Source organism: Streptomyces niger (assembly GCF_000718305.1).
GTDB classification, from domain to species: domain Bacteria; phylum Actinomycetota; class Actinomycetes; order Streptomycetales; family Streptomycetaceae; genus Streptomyces; species Streptomyces niger.
Genome location: NZ_JOFQ01000005.1, coordinates 172131 through 196293 on the forward strand (window position 1 = coordinate 172131; position 24163 = coordinate 196293).

The 24163-nt window shown below is 71.4% G+C and carries 23 protein-coding genes and 1 riboswitch; of the genes, 8 read left to right on the forward strand and 15 right to left on the reverse strand.

What is annotated here, in order from left to right:
- Positions 1-27 precede the first annotated feature (27 nt).
- Positions 28-771 (forward strand): nitroreductase, encoded by a 744-nt coding sequence (locus tag IF20_RS11720; RefSeq protein WP_110944077.1) that lies wholly within the window; start codon positions 28-30, stop codon positions 769-771.
- A 54-nt stretch (positions 772-825) separates the two neighbouring features.
- Here IF20_RS11720 and IF20_RS11725 read toward each other — a convergent pair whose 3' ends face one another.
- The 11 genes from IF20_RS11725 to IF20_RS11775 form a co-directional block, all read right to left on the reverse strand.
- Positions 826-1995, reverse strand: a complete 1170-nt coding sequence (locus IF20_RS11725) for a cysteine desulfurase family protein (protein ID WP_052865194.1) — start codon at positions 1993-1995, stop codon at positions 826-828.
- A gap of 102 nt (positions 1996-2097) precedes the next feature.
- Complete coding sequence (locus IF20_RS11730; protein WP_052865038.1) at positions 2098-2943, reverse strand: thioesterase family protein; 846 nt, start codon at positions 2941-2943, stop codon at positions 2098-2100.
- A gap of 101 nt (positions 2944-3044) precedes the next feature.
- Positions 3045-4448: a M1 family metallopeptidase gene (locus tag IF20_RS11735; RefSeq protein WP_052865039.1), complete on the reverse strand. Its 1404-nt coding sequence runs from the start codon at positions 4446-4448 to the stop codon at positions 3045-3047.
- 104 nt (positions 4449-4552) lie between these two features.
- Positions 4553-5638 carry an ABC transporter ATP-binding protein gene (locus IF20_RS11740; protein WP_052865040.1) on the reverse strand — a complete coding sequence of 362 codons (1086 nt, stop codon included), beginning with the start codon at positions 5636-5638 and terminating at the stop codon, positions 4553-4555.
- Complete coding sequence (locus tag IF20_RS11745; protein WP_052865195.1) at positions 5635-6780, reverse strand: ABC transporter ATP-binding protein; 1146 nt, start codon at positions 6778-6780, stop codon at positions 5635-5637. The genes IF20_RS11740 and IF20_RS11745 overlap by 4 nt, the downstream gene beginning before the upstream one ends.
- Before the next feature lie 14 nt (positions 6781-6794).
- Positions 6795-7805, reverse strand: a complete 1011-nt coding sequence (locus IF20_RS11750; protein ID WP_052865041.1) for an ABC transporter permease — start codon at positions 7803-7805, stop codon at positions 6795-6797.
- 74 nt (positions 7806-7879) lie between these two features.
- Positions 7880-9631 (reverse strand): ABC transporter substrate-binding protein, encoded by a 1752-nt coding sequence (locus IF20_RS11755; protein ID WP_052865042.1) that lies wholly within the window; start codon positions 9629-9631, stop codon positions 7880-7882.
- Positions 9632-9708: 77 nt separating this feature from the next.
- Positions 9709-10707 (reverse strand): ABC transporter permease, encoded by a 999-nt coding sequence (locus tag IF20_RS11760; RefSeq protein WP_052865043.1) that lies wholly within the window; start codon positions 10705-10707, stop codon positions 9709-9711.
- A 408-nt stretch (positions 10708-11115) separates the two neighbouring features.
- Positions 11116-11904 carry an enhanced serine sensitivity protein SseB C-terminal domain-containing protein gene (locus tag IF20_RS11765; RefSeq protein ID WP_052865044.1) on the reverse strand — a complete coding sequence of 263 codons (789 nt, stop codon included), beginning with the start codon at positions 11902-11904 and terminating at the stop codon, positions 11116-11118.
- Between the two features lie 138 nt (positions 11905-12042).
- The gene (locus IF20_RS11770; RefSeq protein WP_052865196.1) at positions 12043-12867 is read right to left on the reverse strand and encodes an enhanced serine sensitivity protein SseB; all 825 of its coding nucleotides are present in this window, start codon (positions 12865-12867) and stop codon (positions 12043-12045) included.
- A 118-nt stretch (positions 12868-12985) separates the two neighbouring features.
- Positions 12986-13684 (reverse strand): AAA family ATPase, encoded by a 699-nt coding sequence (locus IF20_RS11775; RefSeq protein ID WP_407702483.1) that lies wholly within the window; start codon positions 13682-13684, stop codon positions 12986-12988.
- Between the two features lie 212 nt (positions 13685-13896).
- Positions 13897-13993: riboswitch (glycine riboswitch) on the forward strand.
- A 150-nt stretch (positions 13994-14143) separates the two neighbouring features.
- Here IF20_RS11775 and gcvT point away from each other — a divergent pair.
- The 7 genes from gcvT (at position 14144) to IF20_RS11810 (ending at position 21392) form a co-directional block, all read left to right on the forward strand.
- On the forward strand, positions 14144-15352 hold the full coding sequence (gene gcvT / locus IF20_RS11780; RefSeq protein WP_052865045.1) for a glycine cleavage system aminomethyltransferase GcvT: 1209 nt from the start codon (positions 14144-14146) through the stop codon (positions 15350-15352).
- Positions 15353-15482: 130 nt separating this feature from the next.
- Complete coding sequence (gene gcvH / locus IF20_RS11785) at positions 15483-15860, forward strand: glycine cleavage system protein GcvH (RefSeq protein WP_052865046.1); 378 nt, start codon at positions 15483-15485, stop codon at positions 15858-15860.
- 64 nt (positions 15861-15924) lie between these two features.
- The gene (gene glyA / locus IF20_RS11790; RefSeq protein WP_052865047.1) at positions 15925-17202 is read left to right on the forward strand and encodes a serine hydroxymethyltransferase; all 1278 of its coding nucleotides are present in this window, start codon (positions 15925-15927) and stop codon (positions 17200-17202) included.
- Between the two features lie 239 nt (positions 17203-17441).
- Positions 17442-18839 carry an L-serine ammonia-lyase gene (locus IF20_RS11795; RefSeq protein ID WP_052865048.1) on the forward strand — a complete coding sequence of 466 codons (1398 nt, stop codon included), beginning with the start codon at positions 17442-17444 and terminating at the stop codon, positions 18837-18839.
- 492 nt (positions 18840-19331) lie between these two features.
- Positions 19332-19889 (forward strand): GH25 family lysozyme, encoded by a 558-nt coding sequence (locus IF20_RS11800; protein WP_052865049.1) that lies wholly within the window; start codon positions 19332-19334, stop codon positions 19887-19889.
- 87 nt (positions 19890-19976) lie between these two features.
- On the forward strand, positions 19977-20807 hold the full coding sequence (nadE, locus tag IF20_RS11805) for an ammonia-dependent NAD(+) synthetase (protein WP_052865050.1): 831 nt from the start codon (positions 19977-19979) through the stop codon (positions 20805-20807).
- Positions 20808-21059: 252 nt separating this feature from the next.
- The gene (locus tag IF20_RS11810; protein ID WP_052865051.1) at positions 21060-21392 is read left to right on the forward strand and encodes a hypothetical protein; all 333 of its coding nucleotides are present in this window, start codon (positions 21060-21062) and stop codon (positions 21390-21392) included.
- Between the two features lie 19 nt (positions 21393-21411).
- On the opposite strand, the gene IF20_RS11815 is transcribed toward IF20_RS11810, so the two are convergent.
- The 4 genes from IF20_RS11815 to IF20_RS11825 form a co-directional block, all read right to left on the reverse strand.
- Positions 21412-22113 (reverse strand): disulfide bond formation protein B, encoded by a 702-nt coding sequence (locus IF20_RS11815; protein ID WP_234426612.1) that lies wholly within the window; start codon positions 22111-22113, stop codon positions 21412-21414.
- A gap of 81 nt (positions 22114-22194) precedes the next feature.
- Positions 22195-22359, reverse strand: a complete 165-nt coding sequence (locus IF20_RS39095) for a DUF5993 family protein (RefSeq protein WP_199896561.1) — start codon at positions 22357-22359, stop codon at positions 22195-22197.
- Positions 22360-22470: 111 nt separating this feature from the next.
- Positions 22471-23301, reverse strand: a complete 831-nt coding sequence (locus IF20_RS11820) for a cytochrome c biogenesis CcdA family protein (protein WP_052865053.1) — start codon at positions 23299-23301, stop codon at positions 22471-22473.
- Positions 23298-24065, reverse strand: a complete 768-nt coding sequence (locus tag IF20_RS11825) for a DsbA family protein (RefSeq protein WP_052865054.1) — start codon at positions 24063-24065, stop codon at positions 23298-23300. Before IF20_RS11825 ends, IF20_RS11820 begins: the two co-directional genes overlap by 4 nt.
- Between the last annotated feature and the right edge of the window lie 98 nt (positions 24066-24163).

Sequence of the window (24163 nt, forward strand, 5' to 3'; positions counted from 1 at the left end):
TGTCCGTCTCTCACCGGGGAGCGCTTCATGAGTCCTGTCGGTCACACCGCACCGAATGGCCACGCCGTATCGAATGGCCACGCCGCACCGCGTGCTCGCACCGAGCTGAGTGCGCACGCCGAGAAGCTGATCCGCGGCCGGCGCGCCGTGCGTGCGTTCCGGCCCGATGCCGTGCCCGAGGAGACCATGCGGGCGGTCTTCTCGCTGGCCGGCGCGGCACCGTCCAACTCCAACACCCAGCCGTGGCGGGTGGAGGTGGTCAGCGGCGCGGCGCGCGACCGGCTCGCGAGCTCGCTCCGGGCCGCCCACGCCGCGCGGCGCACCTCCGTCGACTTCCCGTACGACGAGGACATGTACGCACCGGCGCACCGGCAGCGCCGGGCCGCCTTCGGTGCGCAGCTCTACGGCGCACTGGGCATCGGCCGCGACGACCACGCCGCACGCGCGGCTTACGACGCCGAGAGCCTGGGCTTCTACGGCGCGCCGCACGTCGCGTTCCTCTTCGCCCCCGAGGGGGCCGGCGCGCGGCCGGCCGCGGACGTCGGCGCGTACATGCAGACGCTGCTCCTGGCGATGACCGCGTACGGCGTCGACAGCTGCCCGCAGGGGCTGCTGAGCTTCTACGCCGACACCGTGCGCGCCGAACTCGGCATCACCGGGGGAAAGCTGCTGGTGGGCGTCTCGTTCGGCTACGCCGACACCGCGGCACCGGTGAACCGGGTCACCGCCGGGCGCGCCGCCCTGGAGGCGACCACGACCTTCCACGGCTAGCGGGCCGTTCCGCCCGCCGCACCCTGGCCCGTGCCCGCCGCGGTCCGCCCCCTGTCAGCTCAGCCCCGCGCTCCGTGCCCGTTGCACGGCCGGGCCGATCGCGTCCGCCAGGGCCGCCACGTCCTCCTTCGTGGAGGTATGGCCGAGGGAGAAGCGGAGGGTGCCGCGGGCCAGGTCCGGGGCCATGCCCGCGGCGAGCAGGACATGGCTGGGCTGGGCGACGCCGGCCGTGCAGGCCGAGCCGGTCGAGCACTCGATGCCCTGCGCGTCCAGCAGGAGCAGCAGGGAGTCGCCCTCGCAGCCGGGGAAGGAGAAGTGCGCGTTGGCGGGCAGCCGGCCCGCCGGGTCGGGGTCACCGCCGAGGACGGCGTCGGGCGCGGCCGCGCGGACGGCCGTGATGAGCTCGTCCCGGAGGGCGCCGATCTCGCGCGCGAACTCCTCGCGGTGCGCGACGGCGTACCGCCCGGCCGCGGCGAAGGCGGCGATCGCGGGCGTGTCGAGGGTGCCGGAGCGGACGTGCCGCTCCTGGCCGCCGCCGTGCAGCACGGGCACGGGCGCGTACTCGCGGCCCAGCAGCAGCGCCCCGATGCCGTACGGGCCGCCGATCTTGTGGCCGGAGACGGTCATCGCGGCCAGCCCGCTGGCGGCGAAGTCCACCTCCAGCTGGCCGAAGGCCTGGACGGCGTCGGCGTGCATCGGGATGCCGAACTCGTTCGCCACGGCGGCCAGTTCGGCGACGGGCTGGACCGTGCCGATCTCGTTGTTGGCCCACATGACGGTGACGAGCGCGACGTCCTCGGGGTGCCGGGAGACCGCCTCGCGCAGCGCGTCCGGGTGCACCCGCCCGTACGTGTCCACCGGCAGCCACTCCACGCGCGCGCCCTCGTGCTCGGCGAGCCATTCGACCGCGTCCAGCACGGCGTGGTGCTCGACGGGGCTGGCCAGGACGCGGGTGCGGGCCGGCTCGGCGTCCCGGCGGGCCCAGTACAGGCCCTTGACGGCGAGGTTGTCGGCCTCCGTGCCGCCCGCGGTGAAGACGACCTCACTGGGGCGTGCGCCGAGCGAAGCGGCGAGGGATTCCCGGGCCTCCTCGACGGTACGGCGGGCACGCCGGCCGGCGGCGTGCAGCGAAGAGGCATTGCCGGTCACGGTCAGCTGGGCGGTCATCGCCTGCACCGCCTCCGGCAGCATCGGGGTGGTGGCGGCGTGGTCGAGGTAAACCATGGTGCGCACGATTCTACGAGCTTCCGAAAGGCGCACCGGGAGCGCACACCCCGCGCGCGGAGGCACCCTCCACAAGTCCGACCGGACGCACCCGGCCCCGGGTCAGTCCAGCAGCGCCCGCGCGAGCTGCCGGGACTGCGCGACCAGGCGGTCGTCGGCGTCCCAGACCTCGGCGTCCTCCTCCAGGAAGCCGCCGGCGAGGTTGCGGGTGGCGATCGAGACGCGGAGCGGGCCGGGCGCGGGGCGGCAGCGGATGTGGGTGGTGAGTTCCACGGTGGGGACCCAGCCCTTGAGGCCCATCTCGAAGGCGGTGGGCGGCAGCGCGTCGACCGTGAGGAGGAGGGAGAGCGGGTCGGCGTCGCGGCCGTCGGCGAGGCCGAACCAGCCGCGCATCTCGCCGTTGCCGCTGGGCGCGCCGACGGCCCAGCCGCAGGTCGCGGGGTCCAGCCGGACGTCGAGCCGGGCGGTGATCGCCGAGCTGCCGGGCAGTGCGGGGCGGCCACCGGGCGCGGCGTCGGCGCCGAAGCACTCCGCGCGGGCCGGCATGGCGGGCGGCTTGGCGGTGGTGCGCACGTCGTCCGGGAGCGCGTCGAGGTCGCCGTACGCGGCCAGCACGCGCAGCCGCTCGACCTCGGTGCCGTCGTCCTCGAACTGGACGAGGGTCGCCGTGCCGGTGGACATGGTGCGGCCGGTGCGCACGACCTCGGTACGGATGACGGCCGGACCCGGCCTGGACGCGGTGAGGTAGTGCGCGGTGACCGTCATCGGGTCCGGGTGCGGCAGCGCGTCACCGAGGGCGCGGCCCATCAGCGCGAGGAGGTAGCCCCCGTTGACCGCGTGGATGATCGTCCAGCCGGCCGAGAGCTCGGCGTCGTAGACGCCGGGAGAGCGGCGGACGACCGCCGTGTCGCGGTCGAACTCGCTGTTACCTATGGTCACCTGTGCCATGCGGTGCACCGTACATGGAATTATTACCGACCGGTAGGGGCGGCGGGTGCCCACACCGTCCCCACCGGCGGCTCCGGCGGCTCCGGCGGCTCCGACGCCCGTTACGGCAGCGCCGGCCGGCTGTCCGTGAAGAGCCAGGTGTCGAACAGGTCGTCCAGCTGCTGCCCGGATATCCGCTCCGCCAGCGCGATGAACTGGCCGGTGGTGGCGTTGCCGTACCTGTGCTGCTCCGTCCAGGCCGGCAGCAGCTCGAAGAACGCCTTGTCGCCGATGCGCTCGCGCAGCGCCTGCAGGGTCATGGCGCCCCGCTGGTACACCGCCGAGGCGAACATCGTGTCGCGCTGCGGGTCGCCGACCCGCACCTTCCAGAAGTCGGAGTCCGCGGGCCGCGCCGCGTACGCCTTCAGGAAGGAGTCGTGCGCGGTGGCCTTCCCCTTGTGCTCGCTCCACAGCCACTGCGCGTACGTGGCGAAGCCCTCGTTGAGCCAGATGTGGTGCCAATCGGCCACCGAGACGGAGTCGCCGAACCACTGGTGGGCCAGCTCGTGCACGATGGTGGACTCGCTGCGCACCGCGGAGTAGACGGGCTTGGACTGGGTCTCCAGGGAGAACTCCGCGTCCGGCATGTCGTCGACGATCGCCCCGGTCGTCTCGAAGGGGTACGGGCCGAACACCTTCGACCAGTAGTCGGTCGCCTCGGAGGTGACCTGGTAGAAGTCGACGCCGCCGGTGGGCAGCGTCGGGTCGCTGGCCACGTAGACCGGGATGCCGCCGGGTGTGGTGCCGGTCCGGACGTCGAACTTCCCGATGGTCGCGGTGGCGAGGTAGGTCGCCATCGGACGCGACTCGCGCCAGTGGGCGTAGGAGCGGCCGTGCTTCTCGTACGAGGCGACGAGCCGGCCGTTGGAGACGCCGGTCAGGCCCTTCGGGGCGTCGATGCGGATGTCGTACGTCGCCTTGTCGCCCGGGTGGTCGCTGGAGGGGAACCAGGTGGACGCGGCGTTCGGCTCGCACGCGACGAAGACGCCGTCCGGGGTCTTCATCCAGCCGTACTTCGAGCCGAAGACGATCGGGCCGCCGAGCGGTTCGGGGACGCCGCCGTAGTCGACGCGCACGGTGAAGCGCGCGCCCTTGCGGAGCGGGGACCGCGGGGTGACCGTCAGCTCGTCGCCGGAGCGCGTGAAGCGGGCCTTCGCGCCGTCGACCCGGACGGACGAGACGTCGAGCTGCTGGAGGTCCAGGTCGAAGGAGCTGAGGTGCTGGGTGGCCCGTGCGGTGATCGTCGTACGGCCGTCGAGGCGGTCGGTGTCCGGGGCGTAGCGGACGCCGAGGTCGTAGTGGAGGGCGTCGAAGCCGCCGTTGCCCAGGTTCGGGAAGTAGGGGTCACCCGCGCCGGGCGCGCCGGGCGAGGCGCCGGGCGCGGCGGCGACGGTGCACGCCGCCGCGACGGCGGTGGCCAGCGCGAGCAGGCGGGTTCTGTGACGTGCTGAACGGGAGAGTGCCATGAGTGAGCCGGTCCCTTCGAACACACGGATGTCTGTGGAACAACCGCGCCGACTCTGCACTCTCCCGTTCAGTCACACACGTCACTTTGCCAACTCATCAGCAATTACGCCGCAGTTGACTCCTTACCGGGCGACTCCGGGGCGTTGTCCGGGGCGTTCTCCGGGTGATGGCACGCCACCTGGTGCCCCGCGCGCAGCGCCACCAGCGGCGGCTCGGTCGTCGAGCAGACCTCCGTCGCCTTCCAGCAGCGGGTGCGGAAGCGGCAGCCCGACGGCGGTTCGATCGGCGAGGGCACGTCGCCCTTGAGCAGGATGCGGTCCCGCTCGGTGCGCCGCTTGGGGTCCGGTACCGGCACCGCGGAGAGCAGCGCCTTGGTGTACGGGTGCATCGGCGTCTCGTACAGCGAGGCGCGGTCCGCCAGCTCCACGATCTTGCCGAGGTACATCACCGCGATCCGGTTCGAGACGTGCCGGATGACCGACAGGTCGTGCGCGATGATCACGTAGGTCAGGCCCAGCTCCTCCTGGAGGTCGTCCATCAGGTTCACGACCTGCGCCTGGATGGAGACGTCCAGCGCGGAGACCGGCTCGTCGGCGACGACCAGCTTGGGCTTGAGGGCGAGCGCGCGGGCGATGCCGATGCGCTGCCGCTGGCCGCCGGAGAACTCGTGCGGGTACCGGTTGTAGTGTTCCGGGCTCAGCCCCACCAGCTCCAGCAGCCGCTGCACCTCCTTCTTCACGCCGCCCTCCGGCTCGACGCCCTGGAGCCGGAAGGGGGTGCCGACGATGCCGCCGATGGTGTGGCGCGGGTTCAGCGAGCCGTACGGGTCCTGGAAGATCATCTGGACGTCGCGGCGCATCGGGCGCATCCCGCCGGTCGACAGGTGCGTGATGTCCCGGCCCTCGAACTCGATGGTGCCGCCGGTCGGCTCGTCCAGCCGCGTGATCAGCCGGCCCATCGTGGACTTGCCGCAGCCGGACTCGCCGACCACGCCCAGCGTCTCGCCCGGGAACACGTCGAAGTCGATGCCGTCGACCGCCTGCACCGCGCCCACCTGGCGCTTGAGCACCCCCTTGGTGATCGGGAAGTGCCGGACCAGGCCGCGTACCTTCAGCAGGGGCGCGGCCGCGGGGGCGGCGGACTCCGGCGGGGCCGCCGCCGTGTTCTTCTCGTCAGTCGTCTCGGTCACAGCTTCGGCGCAATCTCTTCGGTCCAGATCCGCTCCCGTTCCTCCGCCGCCATGTGGCAGGCGGAGAAGTGGCCTCCCCCGCCGGCTACGCCCTCATCGGCGGGGGTGCCCCCATTGCCGACCTCGCGCAGCTCGGGGCGGACGGTACGGGTGAGGTTGTCCTTCGGCACGTCCGCGTACGGGCAGCGCGGGTTGAAGGCACAGCCGGAGGGGACGTTGATCAGGCTGGGCGGGGTGCCCTTGACCGGGATCAGACGGTCGGTCTGCGCGCGGTCGATGCGCGGCATCGAGCCGAGCAAACCCCAGGTGTAGGGGTGCTGCGGCGCGTAGAAGACCTTCTCCGCCGGGCCGCGCTCCACGCACCGGCCGCCGTACATCACCAGCAGGTCGTCCGCGAGCTCGGCGACCACGCCCAGGTCGTGGGTGATGATGACGACGGCCGAGCCGAACTCCTTCTGCAGGTCCCGGATGAGGTCCAGGATCTGCGCCTGGACGGTCACGTCCAGCGCGGTGGTCGGCTCGTCGGCGATCAGCAGCTCGGGGTTGTTGACCAGCGCCATCGCGATCATCGCGCGCTGCCGCATGCCGCCGGAGAACTGGTGCGGATGGTCGTCCACCCGCTTGTCCGGCTGCGGGATGCCCACCCGGTCCAGCATCTCGATCGCCCGCTTGCGCGCGGTCTTCTTGTCCACGTCGTGGTGGACCCGGTACGCCTCCACGATCTGGTTGCCGACCGAGTAGAAGGGGTGCAGCGCGGACAGCGGATCCTGGAAGATCATCGCCATCTCGCGGCCGCGCAGCCGCCGTACGTCGTCGGGGTCGGCGCCGATCAGCTCCTTGCCGTCCAGCCAGATCTCGCCGGACATCCGCACCTTGCTGCGCTGCCGGCGCGAGGCCCGGTGCAGGCCCATGACGGCGAGCGAGGTCACGGACTTGCCGGAGCCGGACTCGCCGACGATGCCGAGCGTCCTGCCCTTCTCCAGCTTGAAGGAGAGCCCGTCGACGGACTTCACGACGCCGTCGTCGGTCGGGAAGTGGACCTTCAGGTCGCGTACTTCGAGGAAGGCGGTGGGGGCCGTGCCGCCCTCCGCCACGGGCTCGGCGATCGCCGACGAGCCCGCGTCCGGTTCGCTCCTCGTCAGTTCTTCGGAGTCGGTCACGAGAGCCTCACCCGCGGGTCGACGGCGGCGTACAGGACGTCCACCACCAGGTTGCACAGGACGATGAAGAAGGCGGCGAGCAGGGTGACGCCGAGGATGTTGGGCAGGTCGTTGGCGGTGATCGCCTGGACGGCGAAGGCGCCGACGCCCTGGAGGGAGAAGACCTGCTCGGTGATGAGCGCGCCGCCCAGCAGCAGGCCGAGGTCCATGCCGAAGACGGTGATGATCGGCGTGAGCGCGGCCCGCAGGCCGTGCCGGACGACGACCTTCCGCTCGCGCAGGCCCTTGGCGCGCGCGGTACGGATGAAGTCCTCGTTCAGCGTCTCCAGCATGCCGGCCCGGGTGAGCCGGGCGTACAGCGCCGAATAGAGGAAGGCCAGGGTGACCCAGGGCAGGACCAGGGTCTGCGCCCACCCGAACGGGTCCTCCAGCAGCGGAACGTAGTCACTGCGCTGGAAGATCGGCCACTGGTAGGTGAACAGGGCCAGCGCCAGGGCACCGGTGAAGAACATGGGGAGCGAGACGCCGGCCAGTGCCACGCCCATCGCGGCGCGGTCGAAGAGCGAGCCGGGGCGCAGCGCGGAGAGCACGCCGGTGGCCACGCCGGAGACGACCCAGACCACCGCGGCACCGGCGGCCAGCGACAGGGTCACCGGGAGCCGGGACTGGATCTCGGGCCAGACCTCGATGTGGGTCTTGAAGGAGTAGCCGAAGCACGGGAAGTTGCAGCGGGCCGCTTCGGGCCCGAACTTGTAGTCGACGCCGGCGAAGATGCCCTTGAGGAAGTCCCAGAACTGCTCGTACACCGGCTTGTCCAAGCCGAGGTTCTTCTTCACCGCGGCGATGTCCGCGGGCGTGGGGGCCTTGCCGATGTACTGCTGCGCGAGCTGGTCGGTGGTCTGCCCGGCCAGCTTCGGCAGCACGAAGAAGATGCCGAAGGTGACCGCGCTGACGATCAGCAGCAGGATCACTGCGCTGATCAACCTGCGGATGATGTACGAGAACACGGGACTGCGGCGTCGTGCCCGCCGGCCGTCACCGGCCGGCGGGCACCGATGCCTTCACCTGCCTTCCGGGGCTGCTACTTCTTGACGCCGACGTTGAGGTAGTCGTACTGGCCGCTGAAGGCCGACGTGGACACCAGGTTCGTGGCCTCCGGCGAGCGGTAGTTCAGCACCTTGAAGTAGGTCAGCGGCACGATCACCGCCTGCTCCATCGTCTTCTTGTCGATCTCGGCGTACGCCTTCTCGCGCGCGGCCTTGTCGGTGTCGGCGATGGCGGTCTCGAGCAGCTTGTTGATCTCCGGGTCGTCCAGCTCGGAGAGGTTGGTGTTGCCGGACTGGCTGATCGCCTTGCCGTTCAGGATCTGCTGCAGGTAGCCGTAGCCGGTCGGGAAGTCCGAGCCCCACTGCATCATGATCAGACCGACGTTGTTCTTCTTGTTGAACTTCGGCACGCCCGCGTAGTCCGAGAAGTACTTGCTGGTCGGGTACTGCTGGATCTTGGCGTTGATGCCGATCTTCTTCAGCGACTCGACGACCGTGGTGGCCGCGTCGACCTCGTCCTGGCGGTCGGAGCGGGCGAGGATGGTGGTGTCGACGTTGCCGGCCCCGCACTCCTTCCACTTCTTCTTCGCCTCGGTCAGGTCCAGCTTGTTCTTGGCGTCGTACTTCTGCGGGTACAGGTCGAACTTCTGGTACCCGGGGATGTCCGTCGGCAGGACGGTGGAGGCGAGGTCACCGCGGATCGGGCCGCCGAGCGAGGTCTGCACGGCCTTCTTGTCGATCGCGTACTGCACCGCCTGGCGGCACTCCAGCTTGTCGAACGGCTTCACCTTGGAGTTGATCGCCGTGTAGACCAGCCGCTGGCCGAGCGCGTTGTCGGTGTTGGCCTTCTCCGACTCGCTGGTCAGCAGCTGGGCCTGGGTCTGGCCGTCCACGCCGGTGCCGGCGAGGTCGATGTGGGTGTTGCCGGACTTCAGGTCCTTGTCGATGGTCGACTTGGCGACCTTCATCTTCACGACGATCTTGTCCGGGAGCTGCTTGCGCAGCGGGTCCGTCTTGGCGGACCACTGCGGGTTGCGCACCAGGACGAGCTGCTTGCCCTCCTGGTAGCTCTGGAACTTGTAGCTGCCGGAGGAGACCACGGACCGGGTGTACTCCGCACCCTTGTCCTTGTCCTGCGGGACCGGGGCGGTCTGCGGCGCCGAGACCAGGTAGTCGAACTCCGCGAACGGCTTCTTCAGGTGGAAGACGATCGTGTGGTCGTCCGGCGTCTCGATGGACTTCAGCCCGGCCTTGGACTTGTCCTTGTAGGGGCCCTTGTACTTGTCGTCGTCCACCAGGAACTGCTGGAAGTAGTTCGGGCCGAGCGAGAGGGTGTCCCGCGCGAAGTTGGAGCGCTCGACCGCGTACTTGACGTCCTGCGAGGTGACTTCCCTGCCGTCCTCGTACTTCACGCCCTTGCGGAGCTTGTACGTCCAGGTCTTCCCGCCGTCGCTGGCCTTGCCCATCGACTCGGCGAGGTCCGGCACCAGCTCGTTGCCCTTCGCGCCGGGGGCCGGGTTGAAGGTGGTCAGCGGACGCGCGTAGAGACGGCTGAAGTTGTAGATGAAGGCGTAGTACGTGTTGCCCGGATCGAAGGACTCGGGGGCGTCGCTGATCGCGTAGTTGAGCGTGCCGCCCTTCTCGTTCGAGGCGTTGACGACCCCCTTGGTGGCGGCGTTCGCCTTGGACGAGCCGTTGGCGGAGTCCTTGCCGCCGCTGCAGCCGGCCAGCAAAAGGCCCGCACAGGATATGGTCGCGATCGCCGCGACCGGAACTGACCTTCGCATGATGGTCGGTTTCCCCTTCGTTCGTCGGAAACTTCGGGTGGAACTGGTGGGACCGCCCGGGCACCGCCGGAGCGGCGTCAGCGGCTGCGTGGGTCCAGCGCGTCCCGGAGACCGTCACCGAGCAGGTTGAACGCGAGTACGGTGACGAAGATCGCGAGGCCGGGGACGAGCATGTACTGGGGGTCGACCTCGTAGTACTTGACCGCCTGGTTGAGCATGCCGCCCCAGGAGGCCTGCGGGGGCTGGATACCGACACCCAGGAAGCTGAGCGCCGCCTCGAAGAGGATGTTGGAGGGGATCAGCAGCGTGGAGTAGACCACGATGGGCCCCACCAGGTTCGGCAGCAGTTCACGGAAGAGGATGAACGGTCCGCGGGCGCCCATCCCCCGGGCCGCGTCGACGAATTCGCGCTCCCGCAGCGACAGCGTCTGGGCCCGCACGATGCGGCCCATGTAGGGCCAGTTGAAGAAGCCGATCACGAAGATCAGGACCGAGATGTGCAGCGGCAGGCCCTCCAGGCCGAAGGCGCCGCCCTGCAGCGAGGCGGAGATGGCGATGGCGAAGAGCAGCAGCGGGAACGCCAGGAAGACGTCCATCAGCCGGCTGATCACCGCGTCCACCCGGCCCCGGTAGTAGCCCGCCACCACGCCGAGGACGGTGCCGATCGCCACCGACAGCAGGGTCGCGCCGAACGCCACGATCAGCGAGACCCAGGAGCCCTCCAGGACCCGGGCGAGCAGGTCGCGGCCGAACTTGGGGTCGACGCCGAGCGGGTGGTCCGCGCTCATGCCGCCCAGGTCACCCAGCGGCAGGGTGGTGTTGGGGTCGATCAGCGACTGATTCGGCTCATTCGGGTCCAGGCCCAGGAGCGACTGGAGCGGGCGGGAGAGCGCGGCGATGACGATGAGGAGGATGACAACGATGGCACCCGCCACCGCGACCTTGTCGCGCTTGAAGCGCAGCCAGGCGATCTGTCCGAGCGAACGGCCTTCGATCCGCTTGCTCCCGACGCCTTCCAGCACCGCTTCCGGCTGCGCTTCGGCAGCCGCCCCGGTGGTCTCGATCGGTGCGGTCACAGTGCCTTTGACCCCTCTCGGCCCGCCTGTGGCCGGCCCACGTCCGCCGCATCGGCGGCTCGGTTCACATCACTGGTGTGCACGCCGGCGGACGCCCGGAGGTCTTGCAGCTCATCGGTCTTCGGATGTCCGCGCGACAGTGGTCGAGTTGCTTGTCGCACACAGGGTCTAGACCCCTGCTGCGGGAGTCTTCATCCGAGTCGCGATCAGTCACCAGACCTGCCGGGGAAAGGATGCGCAACTGTGATGTGCTCCACGGCATACCGTTATACGGACATCACGGACGGCTGAGCGGTTCGCGCGGCCAGTTCGCGCCAGCCTCAACGGCGGTACGCACACGGGCAATTCGGCACACTACGGCACACGGGGAGGGCGGCGGGGCCCGCCGCACCCCGGCCGCGCGGAACGTCAGTGGGGGCGGGGGTAGCCGTAACCGTACGAGGCGGCCGTGGCCGGCGCCGGGCCGTGCGCCCCGCGGTCGAAGAAGGGGCGGGAGTAGGCGCGCATCCACATGGCCACGGGGTCGTACTCGTCCTCCATCGCCACCGTGGAGACCGGCAGGCCCTCCGGCACCGCGCCGATGGACTGCTGCATCATCAGCCGTACCGACTCCACCGCGGCCCGCCCGGTCTCGTACAGATCCAGGCCGATCGCGAGGTAGGGGACGCCGAGGGCGGGCTGCACCCAGGCCCGGCGCAGCGAGCGGACGGCGGGCGTGCGGTGCGCGTTCTGCCCGAGGAGGGCGTAGAACTGCGGGATCTCCACGACCGGCTCGGTGATCCGCAGCGGCCCCGCGGGCAGCCGGTCCAGGCCGCCGGCGATCCGGCGCAGGTCCAGCCAGGGGATGCCGACGCCGCCGCCGGGCGCGTGCGGGTTCAGCCAGAGGCCCCAGCGGTCGGGGTAGAGCGCGGCGGCGATCTCGGCGCCGGGCACGACCTCGTGGGCACGGGTCCAGCCGCTCGCCGCGAGCTCCGCGGGGGAAGTCACGCACGGCGCGTAGCCGAGCCCGTCGACCTCCATGTTCCCGTACTGCGCATCGGGGGCCCCGGCCTGGCCCTGCCACAGCAGCATCCACACCTGGCCGCCGGACAGCGCCTGCAGCAGCGCCTCGTAGGCGTCGTACCGGCCGGGCGAGACCTGCTGCAGCACCTGCTCGACCTGGCCGGTCGCCGCTCCCTGATGCGCACCCGCGCTCACGTGTCCCCGTCCCTTCTCCCGTCGGGCACGTGGGGGTGCCCGCCCGTCATCCCACCAGCTTACGGGCCGGGTCGCGGCGCGGTCCGGGCGCGCGCCGATCGGTCCGGCACGGGCCGCGACCGGCCCCGGCCGGCCGGGCTAGGTGAGGTCCTGTGTGTAGAAGGGCCGTACCCGTTCCCGCATCCAGTCGACGACCGGGTCGTGCGCGATGTCCAGCATGACCAGCTGGACCGGCCAGGGCACCGGTACCGTGCCGAGCGCCCGGCCCAGCGCCTCCAGCGCGACGTCGCGCTGGGTCTGGTCCTGGGCGGCGGCCGCCGGGTCGGCGACCTGCACGCCGACGAAGAGGGTGGGCGCGTCGCCCTCGATGTTCGCCAGGCAGCGGCGGGCGGTGGTGACGTGCGGCACGTGGGAGAACTCCAGGCCCGCGGCGGCGAGGAAGTCCACCGGCTCGTCCTGCCAGTCCGGCTCGTACAGCCGCACCCGGCCGCCGGACGGCAGCCCCTCGCGGGGCACGTCGCCGCGGCACAGCTCGGCCACGGCGGGCGGCGGCAGCGGGACGCCGACCGTGCCGTCCGGGTTCACCGCGATACCGATCTTCGGGGGCAGGCCGCGGGCGAACTCGCGGGCCGGCGCGACCGTGAACGACATGTGCGCGCCGACGACGCGCAGGAACTCCTGCTCGGAGCTGAAGACGGGCACGTACGCCAGGCCGTCGGGCAGCTCCACGGTGGGCAGGTCCAGGCCGGGCGCGCCGAAACCGGCGCTCTCGGGGCCGCCGCCCTTGGGCAGCGGCACCCATATCCGGCTGCGGCCGAGCACCTCGACTATCCGGGCGCCGGCACCGGGCTGACCCACCGACGCCGCGAGCACCTCCTCCAGCTCGTTGGCCGGCCAGGCCAACTGCGGAATGCTCTGCTCGAAAACGTCCTGACCGGGAATGCTCTGCTCCGGAATGTCCATGGTCACCCACCCGCTTCGTGCCGCACTGCCTGATCGAAAACCCTAGCGGCCCGCGGCGGACCGTTCGCCCCCCGTCCCGAAGCCCGGACGGGGGGCGCGGCAGTGTGCGCCCAGGCTCTCAGCCGAACGTCGTGCGCTCCAGCGCTTCGGCCGCCCGCCGGCCCAGCAGCACGGTCGCCGTGAACCCCTTCGGCAGCCGCGCGGCGTGGGCCCTGGCCAGCAGCCGGTCCACCGCACGCCGGTGCCGCGCGAAGGCGTAGCCGGACACCCCGCGGCCCCTGGCCCGCTGCCCGGACAGCGCCACCTCCGCGGGCACGTCGAGCAGCAGCAGGTGCAGCTCGCGGCCGTCCCGCCGGGCGGTGCGCGCGATCCAGCGGCGCACCCAGGCGACCGTGCCGCAGTCGTGCACCACGACGCTGCCGCCGGAGCGCAGCGCCCGCCGCAGGCCGCGGTAGTGCGCGATCCGCACCAGCGGGCGGAGCAGGCCGTACGGCAGCGCGCCGAGCCGGCCCGCCTCCCAGCGCTCCCGTACGTCCTGGGAGTCGATGCGGTGGACGGGCGCGCCGGCCCGGTCCAGCGCCGGCACCACGCGCTGCATCAGCGTGCTCTTGCCGCCGCCCGGCAGGCCGGAGACGACCACCAGGCAGCGCGCGGGGAAGTCCAGCTCGCGGACGTGTGCCGTGCCCTCCGCGCCACGCAGGTCGGTCACGCGGGCCCCGCGGCCCGGGCGCACCACCGCCTTGGGCGCGCGGGCGCGGCGGGGTACCGCGCCGCGCGCGGCCCCTGCCGATGTCGCGCATACGGCTTGCCTCTGCACCGTGATCGCCCTCCCCGTTCCGTTCACTGCCGGCCCCCTACCCGCAGAGTGTCAAGAAAAGGTAATGAGCTTCAAGCGCGGGGCTGGTCATGGCGGGTTGACGCCCGGTTCCCGGGGCGGCGCGGGCCGGGACTCCTGTATCCGGCGATCCCGTGCAATGATGTGCGCGCCGGCCGTGCCCGACGCCGGCCGCCAACTGCATACCGGCCGCTTGAATCCGCGCGGGAGAGTTCCCGCCAGGCCACGGCGGGGCGCCGAAGGAGCAAGTCCTCCCTTGAATCTCTCAGGCCCCTGTACTGCGCGGACGAGGCAGATCTGAAAAGCGGGCCGCCCGGGTGCGGCCCCACCCAAGGTGCAAGCCGAAGCCCGATCGGGGCTGTCGGTGAACCTCTCAGGTTCCGATGACAGATGGGGAGACGTCCGATACGTCCCTGTCGTCCATCCCGGGAGCCCGCCGCCATGAGTGAAGCCCGCCCGTCGCCCGCCACCGCCCCAGAGGGAGTCGCTTCGCGACGAAGCGCTCGACTCACCGCGCTCGATGCCACGCATCGCGCGCTCGGCGCGACCATGACCGACTTCGCCGGCTGGGACATGCCGCTGCGCTACGGCAGCGAGCGCGACGAGCACGTCGCCGTCCGCACCCGCGCCGGCCTCTTCGACCTCTCGCACATGGGCGAGATCACGGTCACCGGGCCGCAGGCGGCCGACCTGCTGGACTACGCGCTGGTCGGCAACATCGGCTCGGTCAAGCCCGGCCGCGCCCGGTACACGATGATCTGCCAGGAGGACGGCGGGATCCTGGACGACCTGATCGTCTACCGGCTGGCCGACCTGGGCCCCTCCTCGCCGAAGGCGGGCGAGGAGGGCGCGTACATGGTCGTCGCCAACGCCTCCAACGCCCAGGTCGTGCTGGACGCCCTCCGCGCCCGTCAGGCCGGCTTCGACGCCGCCGTCCGGGACGACCGCGACGCGTACGCGCTGCTCGCCGTCCAGGGCCCCGAGTCCGCCGGCATCCTTGAGCAGCTGACCGACGCCGACCTGGACGGCCTCAAGTACTACGCGGGCCTGCCCGGCACCGTCGCGGGCGTCGAGGCGCTGATCGCGCGGACCGGCTACACCGGCGAGGACGGCTTCGAGCTGTTCGTCCGTCCCGAGGACGCGGTCGCCCTCTGGGAGGCGCTGACCGAGGCCGGCAAGGACGCGGGCCTGGTCCCCTGCGGCCTGTCCTGCCGCGACACGCTGCGCCTGGAGGCCGGCATGCCGCTGTACGGGAACGAGCTGTCCACCTCGCTCACCCCCTTCGACGCGGGCCTCGGCCGCGTCGTGAAGTTCGAGAAGCCCGGGAACGAGGGCCGCTTCGTGGGCCGGGACGCGCTGGCGGCCGCCGCCGAGCGGGCCGAGCAGAACCCGCCGCGCAAGCTCGTCGGGCTGATCGCCGAGGGCCGCCGGGTGCCGCGCGCCGGCTACCCCGTCGTGGACGCCGAGGGCACCGCCATCGGCACCGTGACCTCCGGCGCCCCCTCCCCCACGCTGGGCAAGCCGATCGCGATGGCGTACGTGGACGCGGCGCACGCCGAGCCGGGGACGAAGGGTGTGGCGGTCGACATCCGCGGCAAGCACGAGCCGTACGAGGTCGTCGCGCTGCCCTTCTACAAGCGGGAGAAGTAACCGCCCGGAACGCTCCGGCCAGGAGAAATGGCCGCTCGGACGCCGTCCGGCCGGTAGAAGTGACGCAGTCGCGTCTCACCTGTCAAGACCCTCTGCACGATCATTCCCGCGCATCCAGGAGAATCGAACCATGAGCAACCCCCAGCAGCTCCGCTACAGCAAGGAGCACGAGTGGCTGTCGGCCGCCGCGGACGGCGTCTCGACGGTCGGCATCACCGAGCACGCGGCCAACGCGCTCGGCGATGTCGTCTACGCCCAGCTCCCCGAGGTCGGTGACACCGTCACCGCGGGCGAGTCCTGCGGCGAGCTGGAGTCGACCAAGTCCGTCAGCGATCTCTACTCCCCGGTCGACGGTGAGGTCACGGAGATCAACGAGGACGTGGTGGCCGACCCGTCGCTGGTGAATTCCGCCCCGTTCGAGGGCGGCTGGCTGTTCAAGGTGAAGCTGAGCGGCGAGCCGGAGGACCTGCTCTCCGCCGACGAGTACACCGCCTTCACCGCCGGCTGACCTACGCCCGCCCGCCGTGCCGGGGGCCCACAAGGTCCTCGGAGGCTCCCACCCAGGAAGACTCATGTCGCTTCTGAACAGCTCCCTCCATGAGCTCGACCCCGACGTCGCCGCCGCTGTCGACGCCGAACTCCACCGTCAGCAGTCCACCCTCGAAATGATCGCGTCGGAGAACTTCGCTCCGGTCGCCGTCATGGAGGCCCAGGGCTCGGTCCTCACCAACAAGTACGCCGAGGGCTACCCCGGCCGCCGCTACTACGGCGGCTGTGAGCACGTCGACGTCACCGAGCAGATCGCGATCGACCGGGTCAAGGAGCTGTTCGGCGCCGAGTACGCCAACGTGCAGCCGCACTCCGGCGCCTCCGCGAACCAGGCAGCGCTGTTCGCCATGGCCAAGCCGGGCGACACGATCCTGGGCCTCGACCTGGCGCACGGCGGGCACCTCACCCACGGCATGCGCCTGAACTTCTCCGGCAAGCAGTTCAACGTGGTCCCCTACCACGTCGACGGCGACGGCCTGGTCGACATGGCCGAGGTCGAGCAGCTCGCCAAGGAGCACCGCCCCAAGGTGATCATCGCGGGCTGGTCGGCGTACCCGCGCCAGCTCGACTTCGCCGCCTTCCGGCGCATCGCCGACGAGGTCGGCGCGTACCTGTGGGTCGACATGGCGCACTTCGCCGGCCTGGTCGCCGCGGGTCTGCACCCGAACCCGGTCGAGCACGCCGACATCGTGACCTCCACCACGCACAAGACGCTCGGCGGTCCGCGCGGCGGCATCATCCTGGCCAAGAAGGACTTCGCGAAGAAGCTGAACTCCTCGGTCTTCCCGGGCTTCCAGGGCGGCCCCCTGGAGCACGTGATCGCGGCCAAGGCGGTCTCCTTCAAGGTCGCCGCCTCGGAGGACTTCAAGGAGCGCCAGCAGCGCACCGTCGAGGGCGCCAAGCTCCTCGCCGAGCGTCTGACCTCCCCCGACGCGCGCGCGGCGGGCGTCAACGTGCTCTCCGGCGGCACCGACGTGCACCTGGTCCTGGTCGACCTGCGCGACTCCGAGCTGGACGGCCAGCAGGCCGAGGACCGCCTCCACGAGGTCGGCATCACGGTCAACCGCAACGCCGTCCCGAACGACCCGCGGCCCCCGATGGTCACCTCGGGTCTGCGGATCGGCACCCCGGCGCTCGCCACCCGCGGCTTCACCACCGAAGACTTCCGCGAGGTCGCCGACATCATCGCGCTGGCGCTGATGGCGCCCTCTCCCTTCGAGGCGGCCGACGCGGCCGCCCTGAAGGCCCGCGTCACCGCGCTCGCCGACAAGCACCCGCTCTACCCCGAGCTGGGCAAGTAAGACACCTGGTGGTCGTACGGGCTTCACGGGCCCGGGGCATCCTGTCCCGGGCCCGTGGCGTGTGCGCCTCGCCACAGGACGTCCGGTAACCGCCCGGTAGGCCCCTTCTGTCGCGTTAGCCTCGACAGTCGGCGAAGAAACGTCCCACCTACGCCGTTCACGGCCTGCTTCCGCGGGGCGTGCCCGCGGCACGCATTCCGCCCCTCGCCCACCCTGAGCAGACAAAGGAGTCCGCCACCGTGGCCATCTCCGTCTTCGATCTTTTCTCCATCGGCATCGGCCCCTCGTCCTCGCATACGGTCGGCCCGATGCGCGCGGCGCGGATGTTCGTCGGCCGCCTCAAGAAGGACGGCCTCCTCGCGCAGACCACCTCCGTACGGGCCGAGCTGTTCGGCTCGCTCGGCGCCACCGGGCACGGCCACGGCACCCCCAAGGCCGTCCTGCTCGGCCTGGAGGGCCACTCGCCGCGCACCGTGGACGTCGAGAAGGCCGACGACATGGTCGAGCGCATCCGCACCACCAAGCGGCTGCGGCTGCTGGACGCCGAGATAGGCGACCTGCACGAGATCGACTTCGACGAGTCCACCGAGCTGATCCTGCACCGCCGCCGGTCGCTGCCGTACCACGCCAACGGCATGACCCTCTTCGCGTACGACGAGCACGGCGCCCCGCTGCTGGAGAAGACGTACTACTCGGTCGGCGGCGGCTTCGTCGTGGACGAGGACGCGGTCGGCGCCGACCGCATCGTGCTCGACGACACCGTGCTGAAGTACCCCTTCCGCACCGGCGACGAGCTGCTGCGGCTCGCCCAGGAGACCGGCCTGTCGATCTCCGCGCTGATGCTGGAGAACGAGAAGGCCTGGCGCACGGAGGAGGAGATCCGGGCCGGGCTGCTGGAGATCTGGCACGTCATGCAGGCCTGTGTCGCCCGCGGCACCAGCCGCGAGGGCATCCTGCCCGGCGGGCTGAAGGTGCGGCGGCGCGCCGCGAACGCCGCCCGCGCGCTGCGTGCCGAGGGCGACGCGCAGGCGCGCGCCATGGAGTGGATCACGCTCTACGCGATGGCGGTCAACGAGGAGAACGCGGCGGGCGGCCGGGTCGTGACCGCGCCGACCAACGGTGCGGCCGGCATCATCCCCGCGGTCCTGCACTACTACATGAACTTCGTGCCCGGCGGGTCCTCCCAGGAAGAGAAGGACGAGGGCGTGATCCGCTTCCTGCTGGCCGCGGGCGCCATCGGCATGCTCTTCAAGGAGAACGCCTCGATCTCCGGCGCCGAGGTCGGCTGCCAGGGCGAGGTCGGCTCGGCCTGCTCGATGGCGGCCGGCGGTCTCGCCGAGGTGCTGGGCGGCTCCCCGGAGCAGGTGGAGAACGCCGCGGAGATCGGCATGGAGCACAACCTCGGCCTGACCTGCGACCCGGTCGGCGGCCTGGTCCAGATCCCGTGCATCGAGCGCAACGGCATGGCCTCGGTCAAGGCGGTCACCGCCGCCCGCATGGCGCTGCGCGGCGACGGCCGGCACCACGTCTCCCTCGACAAGGTCATCAAGACCATGAAGGACACCGGCGCCGACATGAGCGTGAAGTACAAGGAGACCGCGCGCGGCGGCCTCGCGGTGAACATCATCGAGTGCTGATCGGCCCGCCCGGACACCGGCGTACGACCCGTACGCCACCCGTATTCCTGATGTGACTCAGCTCACGGAATGGGCCTGGGAGTTCGGGGCAGGCGACGCTGGTGATTCTCATACTGCTGATCATGATTGCCGCACTGAGCCTGCTGGTGGCGCGCTACGCGCCCCGCCGTCCCTCGGCCTGACTTCGCACCCCGGCAACGGGTCCGATCCTCCTGTGGATCGGACCCGTTGTCGTTTTTTGCTTGCGCACCCGGCGCGGAGCCCGTATCCGTATTACCCACGGGAACTCCCGTACGTCGAGAGGCGTTTGGTTACCGACGGCGCTTGTCGCACAGCGTGCACAGCCGTCGTGCACGGGGGACGTCGAGGGGAGCGACGAAGCACGACCAGGAGCCAACTCCACCTTTGAGATCCGGCGTCAGCGGGCATGTCCATGAAGGCGGATCGCGGTGACGCTTGGTAATCGCATCGCACGGTTGCGGGAGGATGACAATGCTGCACGGCGTCGATGTCAGCTCGTATCAACCCACCTACTCCACGAAGGGCCAGGACTTCGTCTTCATCAAGGCGACGGAGGGCCGTTCCTACATCAATCCGCATCAGGGCGCGCAGGCGTCGCGGGCCCGTGAAGCCGGCTGCGTGGTCGGCTTCTACCACTTCCTGTGGCCGGGGAACATCGCGGCGCAGGCGCGGTACTTCGTCGAGAAGTGCGCGTCCAGACTGGGCGACGTCCTGATAGTCGACTGGGAGCGCACCAGCGCCGGGACCTACGCGAGCAACGCGCAGAAGGACCAGTTCATCCGCGAGGTGAAGGCCCTGCGCCCGGACCGCCACCAAGTACTCCTGTACTGCAACCGCGACTTCTGGCTCAACCACGACACCACGTCGTACGCCGGGGACGGGCTGTGGATAGCCGACTACGTCAAGGCCGGGCACCCCCGGATCAAGGCGAAGTGGCGCTTCCACCAGTACACCGACAGCCCCCTCGACAAGAACGTCGGCCAGTTCTCCAGCAAGGCCGCGCTGAAGAAGTGGGCGAACGACGAATAGAGTTTCCTCGTACGTATGCGCCTGTGCGCCGGTGCCGCCGGCCCCTCCGCACGCCCAGGCGCCACAGCCAGACCACGAGGAGCCACTGTGACCGACCCGGCATCCATGAGCCTGCAGCAGGAGATCGCCCGGGATCTCCAGGTGTCCGCGTCCTTCGACGCTCAGGAGGAGATCGAGCGCCGGGTGGCCTTCCTCACCGAGCGGCTGACGAGCACGGGACTGCGGGCCCTGGTGCTCGGCATCAGCGGCGGCGTGGACTCCACGACCGCGGGCCGGCTCTGCCAGCTCGCGGTGGAGCGGGCCCGCGCGGCCGGCCACGAAGCGACGTTCTACGCCATGCGGCTGCCCTACGGCGTGCAGGCCGACGAGCACGACGCGCAGCTCGCGCTCTCCTTCATCAAGGCCGACGAGGTGCTCACCGTCGACGTGAAGCCGGCCAGCGACGCGGCCCTGCAGGCCGTGCTGGACTCCGGCGTGCCCTTCCGTGACGCGCACCACCAGGACTTCGTCCAGGGCAACACCAAGGCCCGGCAGCGCATGATCGCGCAGTACGCGGTGGCCGGTGCCCGGGACGGCCTGGTCGTCGGCACCGACCACGCCGCCGAGGCGCTGACGGGCTTCTTCACCAAGTTCGGCGACGGCGCGGCGGACGTGGTGCCGCTGACCGGCCTGACCAAGCGCCGGGTGCGCGCGCTGGCCGACGCCCTCGGCGCCCCCGCCGAGCTGGTCTGGAAGGTTCCCACCGCCGACCTGGAGACGCTCTCCCCGGGCAAGGCGGACGAGGACGCGCTCGGCGTCACGTACGACGAGCTCGACGACTTCCTGGAGGGCAAGCCGGTCGGCGAGGAGACGTTCGCCACCATCGTGCGCCGCTACCGCCTCACCGCCCACAAGCGCGAGCTGCCGATCGCGCCCTGAGCGGACGCGCACGCCGGGGCCGGCGCCGGGCGCGGGCACGGGCGTGCCCGGGCCGGACCCGGTGGCCCGGGCGGGACGCCCGCCGCCCGGCGCGGGCGTCCCGCCCGTCACCCGGACGTCATGCCTCCGCAAGGGGGGCTTCCGCCGCGCGGTGGTGAAACGTCGCGGAGGGCGGGCATGCATCGGCGCATGGGATGCCACGAAGTGCGATCGGAAGATCAACTGTCAGTGGGTGCGCCTACGCTCCGGGGCATGAGTTACGCAGACCTGCGCGAACTCCAGACCGCGCTCACTCTCGCCGCCGACCTCGCCTCGGGCCTGCAGCAGGCCCCCAGCCGGCAGGACGCCGACCGCCTCGTCGACGTCCTGCGGCACGCCCTGACCACCGCCGGATCGCTCGGCTCCGACCCCGACCCGGCCGGCGGCCCGACCGGCTGCGCCGCCCACCCGCACGGCGCCGTGGACCCGCTGTACGGCGACCCCGAGGACCCGCTGCCGCCCGGCTACGGCAAGTGCCTGCTGTGCAACGACCGCCGGCGCCGGGCGGACGCCCGCCCGCACCCGCCGCTGCGCCGCAGCGCCTGACCCGGCCCGCTGCGCCGGCTCAGCGCACCAGCCCCAGGTCGTAGAAGAGCTGGTAGCGGCCGGGGGCGACCAGCAGGAAGGCGTTCAGCCCCGCCTCCAGGAAGACGGCCGTCGTGGTCGCCGCGACGACGGCCCCGGCGAGGAACAGCACGCCCACCCCCATCGCGTGGTGCGCGCCCCGCAGGGGGATCCGCCGGGCCGTGGTGAGGTGCGAGGTGACCAGCACGGCGCCGATGGCGAGCACCGACGCCTGGAAGAAGAGCCACGCCCAGAAGTCGGCCGGCACTCCCCGCACGAGGCCGCCGTACTGCCCGGCGGGTACGCCGCCGGCCGCACCAACGTCACCGGCGAGCAGGTACAGCATCGCCTGCCGCCCCGCGACCAGCGCACCGGCCGTGCAGCCGACGAGCGCGAGCCCCCACCCCATGAGGTAGTCCCGGCGCGGCACGGCGCCGCGCAGCCCCTGCCGGACGATGTGGGCGGCGCCCAGCAGCGCCAGCACCATGAACATCCGCTGGACGACGCAGAGCGGGCACGGGTGCTCGCCGTCGACGAGCTGGAGGTAGAGGCCGCCGCCGAGGACGCCGGTCCAGCCCGCCGCGAAGAGGCAGGCGAACCAGTACTGCGCGCGGGCGATGATGCCCGGCGGCCCGGGTTCCAGCGCGGGGATCGCCTGCGTGCACAGCGGCGTGGTCATCCGCCCGGTCAGTAGTGCGCTCATGACAGAGAAAACTCCGGTCCAGTCGGTTCCGGCCGGCCGTTCGGCCCGGGCCGGCGGGCGCAGGCGCAGGCGCGGCACGGTTCACTGGGGCAGGCCGGGCACGACGGCACCCGTGACGTGATGTGCCATCAGCCAGACGACGGCGACGAACATCGCCGACCACACCGCGACCACCACCGCTCGGCTCTTCTGGCCCACGACGCACAAGAAGGTGGCGAAGAGACCGGCGAAGAGGAGGGCGTCCATGCCACGGCAAGCTAGTGGTCGGGCGGCGACATACCGCGCACGCCACGTGAAGTCACCGGCCGCCGCGCCGGATATGAGCCGAATGGCCCTCTGATCGCCCCATGAGTGGGATCAGTCCTTCGTCTTCTTGTCCGGGCGGAGCGCGATCCGGCCGAGCACCGCGGCGACGGCCAGCGCGGCCACCGCGACGAGCACGGCGTCCGGCACCGCGTTCCCCGCCGCGGCCACCCATTCCTCCAGCCGGAACTCCGCGTCGGTGCCCAGGATTCCGGGCAGCGCGCTGGTGCCGTTGAACGCCAGGAAGAGGATGCCGATGCCGATGAAGAACAGCCCGGAGACGAGCGAGGTGGTGTGCAGCCGCAGCGGCCCGAGGCCGAACTCCCGGCCGCGCAGCCAGCCCCGCCGCCCCAGCTGGAACCGGTCCCACAGCAGCGCCAGCACGAACAGCGGCAGCGCCATACCCAGCGCGTACACGGCCAGCATCGAAGCGCCGTACACGGGCGAGCCGCTGACCGCCGTGACCGTCAGCACCGCGCCCAGGATCGGGCCGGCGCAGAAGCCGGCGAGGCCGTAGACGCAGCCCAGCAGGAAGGTGGAGACGGCCGAGCGCGGGGTGATCCGCGCGGCGGCGGATTGAGCCCGGCGGGAGGCGAAGCCCAGCCCCAGGATCTGCAGCACGCCCATCGCGATCACGACCCAGCCGCCGACGGCGATGAGCAGGTCGCGGTGGCCGTTGAAGAGCCGGCTCGCGGCGGTGCTGGCCGCGCCGAGCGGCGTCAGCGTCGCCGCCAGGCCCAGGTAGAAGACGCCGGTACGGGCCAGCAATCGGCCGGGCGTGCCGAGCGAGTACGCGAAGAACGCCGGCAGCAGCAGCGCGCTGCACGGGCTGAGCAGGGCGAGGGCGCCGCCCAGGAAGGCGGCGAGGTAGCCGATGTCGCTCACTTGCCGCCCCCGCTCTTCCCCGCCCGGGCCGCGGCCTCGTCGATGGCCTGGGTGAAGGTGGCGGTGGGCTGGGCGCCGGCGATCGGCTCGCCGTTGACCAGGAACGACGGGGTGGACTGCACGCCGAGTTCGTAGCCCTCCTGCTGGTCGCGGTCGAGCGCCTTCGCCGCCGCCTCGCTCTTCATGTCGCGCCGGAAGCGGTCGATGTCCTCGACGCCGCTGCTGCGCGCGAGGTCGGTCAGCTTGTCCTCGGCGAGCGCCGGGCCCTTGCGGCTCTTGGCGTACAGCGCGTCGTGCAGCTCCCAGAACCTGCCCTGCCGCCCGGCGGCCCAGGATGCGCGGGCCGCCCGCTCGGAGTCCTCGCCGTAGATGGTGAAGTTGCGGAACTCGATGCGCAACACGCCCTTGGCCACGTACTTCTTGATCAGTTCGGGCTGGGTCTCGCGGGCGAAGCGGCCGCAGAAGCCGCACTGGTAGTCGGCGTACTCGACCAGGACGACCGGCGCGTCGGCCCGGCCGACGGCCAGCGCGTCGCCCTTCTCCCGGCGGGAGGTCTTCTTCTCGATGTCGTCGTACATCTGCCGGCGGCCGCCGGGGGCGGGCTCGGAGACGGAAGCGGCGGGCCCGGGCTCGGCGGACGGGTGGTCGTCGTGGCTCTCGACGGCCGTGCCGACGGCGATGCCGATGGCGACGAGGCCGACGATGAGGGCGAGGATGGCGCCGACGGCCGCGAGGCGGCGGCCCGGCGAAGCGGATGCGGACATGCGGATGCTCCTGACGTACGGATGCGGGGACGAAGGGACTGCGCCGGTGCGCGCGCCGGGGTGCGGGGCATGGAGGTGCCCGGGAAACGGCGCGCGGG

Bases quoted from the DNA above. Each gene is read 5' to 3' on its own strand.
- IF20_RS11720 (WP_110944077.1), top strand. From the start codon at position 28: ATGAGTCCTGTCGGTCACACCGCACCGAATGGCCACGCCGTATCGAAT.
- IF20_RS11725 (WP_052865194.1), bottom strand. From the start codon at position 1,995: ATGGTTTACCTCGACCACGCCGCCACCACCCCGATGCTGCCGGAGGCG.
- IF20_RS11730 (WP_052865038.1), bottom strand. From the start codon at position 2,943: ATGGCACAGGTGACCATAGGTAACAGCGAGTTCGACCGCGACACGGCG.
- IF20_RS11735 (WP_052865039.1), bottom strand. From the start codon at position 4,448: ATGGCACTCTCCCGTTCAGCACGTCACAGAACCCGCCTGCTCGCGCTG.
- IF20_RS11755 (WP_052865042.1), bottom strand. From the start codon at position 9,631: ATGCGAAGGTCAGTTCCGGTCGCGGCGATCGCGACCATATCCTGTGCG.
- IF20_RS11770 (WP_052865196.1), bottom strand. From the start codon at position 12,867: ATGGACATTCCGGAGCAGAGCATTCCCGGTCAGGACGTTTTCGAGCAG.
- gcvT (WP_052865045.1), top strand. From the start codon at position 14,144: ATGAGTGAAGCCCGCCCGTCGCCCGCCACCGCCCCAGAGGGAGTCGCT.
- gcvH (WP_052865046.1), top strand. From the start codon at position 15,483: ATGAGCAACCCCCAGCAGCTCCGCTACAGCAAGGAGCACGAGTGGCTG.
- glyA (WP_052865047.1), top strand. From the start codon at position 15,925: ATGTCGCTTCTGAACAGCTCCCTCCATGAGCTCGACCCCGACGTCGCC.
- IF20_RS11800 (WP_052865049.1), top strand. From the start codon at position 19,332: ATGCTGCACGGCGTCGATGTCAGCTCGTATCAACCCACCTACTCCACG.
- IF20_RS11810 (WP_052865051.1), top strand. From the start codon at position 21,060: ATGAGTTACGCAGACCTGCGCGAACTCCAGACCGCGCTCACTCTCGCC.
- IF20_RS11815 (WP_234426612.1), bottom strand. From the start codon at position 22,113: ATGAGCGCACTACTGACCGGGCGGATGACCACGCCGCTGTGCACGCAG.
- IF20_RS39095 (WP_199896561.1), bottom strand. From the start codon at position 22,359: ATGGACGCCCTCCTCTTCGCCGGTCTCTTCGCCACCTTCTTGTGCGTC.
- IF20_RS11825 (WP_052865054.1), bottom strand. From the start codon at position 24,065: ATGTCCGCATCCGCTTCGCCGGGCCGCCGCCTCGCGGCCGTCGGCGCC.